At 46.1% G+C, this 1,196-nt stretch carries 1 protein-coding gene and 1 pseudogene; both read right to left on the reverse strand.

Features of this window, described 5'->3' with window-relative positions:
* Positions 1-539 (reverse strand): KDGP aldolase (locus ABH902_RS15765; RefSeq protein WP_404592351.1); only part of this gene is annotated, 539 nt, incomplete at its 3' end.
* Positions 540-551: 12 nt separating this feature from the next.
* Positions 552-1,196: pseudogene (locus ABH902_RS15770) on the reverse strand (SelA-like pyridoxal phosphate-dependent enzyme); the annotation flags it as partial.

Consider the following 1,196-nt stretch of genomic DNA (forward strand, 5'->3'; position numbering starts at 1 on the left):
CAGGCTTCGGCTACTGCCTTGTATTCTTCAATGTGAGCTAAGCCCTTCATTGGGAAATACTTGATGGAGCTGCCGCCCATGTCTTGTAATAATTTAATCGCTGTTTCAATGGGCACTTCTCCTGCAGGGGCTTGAGAGCTTAAAGGTCCTGTAGCGATGTTGACCAAGCCAACCTTACCGGTTGGGGAAACAAGCCCGTTAATAATCGTTTCGTTTTGGCCTAATAAGGCGCGGGAGGTTCCGACACCCGTGAAGACTTGGTTGACGTGTTGCGGCTGTAATTCCGCGGAAATCCGGCTCACCATTTGGCTTTGGTTGGGATCACCGGCACCTAAGCCGACTGATAAGGCATTGTTGGTGGCCGCTGCGTATTTTTTCATGTCTTCAATTGCCGCTTCGTCTGTTGGGTAATTTTTAGATAGAACCCCTAAAATCACGTGCCCTTCGGCAGCTTCATAACAGGCTTTGGCGTTTTCAACTGAATTGGCTAAGACATTTAAACAAATACGGTCTTCTAAATAATTGGGGGTTAATGACATAATAATTCACTCCTATACGTTTTTTTCGTGCATAATCTCGCTGAAACGAGTCACAATTTTCTCCATTTCCGCTGCATTGACCGAACGAATATCGAATTCAATAATGCCGTTGTTGGCTTGATATTCTCTGGTATAAATAGCGGGATTTTTAGCTTTTAATGCTTGAATCACTTCCTTGGCGGATTTTGGTCCGCTAACCTTGACGCTGGCTCTGTAAATATCCCGTCCGGCACCATCTTGAACTACAGTAGCGGTAAGATTTGGCAGCTGATTGAGCTCTGCGATAAATGGCGCCAAACGCGCTTTCATGGACGCACCGGCTTCACTGCCGTTTTTGACATAATCCTCGACCGCTTGGGTAAAGCCCAGAATATTATCTTTGCCGATTTTCATTGCACGACCAATGCCTTTACCTTGTAGTCGAAGCCACTCAATGTATTCTTTTTTCCCGATGACCAGACCGGCACTTGGGCCTTCAATCGCTTTAGCACCGCTGTAAATGACTAAATCCGCACCGGCTTCGACATATTTGAATAAATCTTCTTCGGCAGCAGCATCGACGATTAACGGCACCTGATGCTTTTTCGCAACAGCCGCTGCTTCGGCAACGGTTAACATGCTTTTTTGCACGGTGTGGTGGCTTTTAATATAAAGTAA

This window comes from Enterococcus sp. UD-01, assembly GCF_044909655.1.
Lineage (GTDB): Bacteria > Bacillota > Bacilli > Lactobacillales > Enterococcaceae > Enterococcus_L.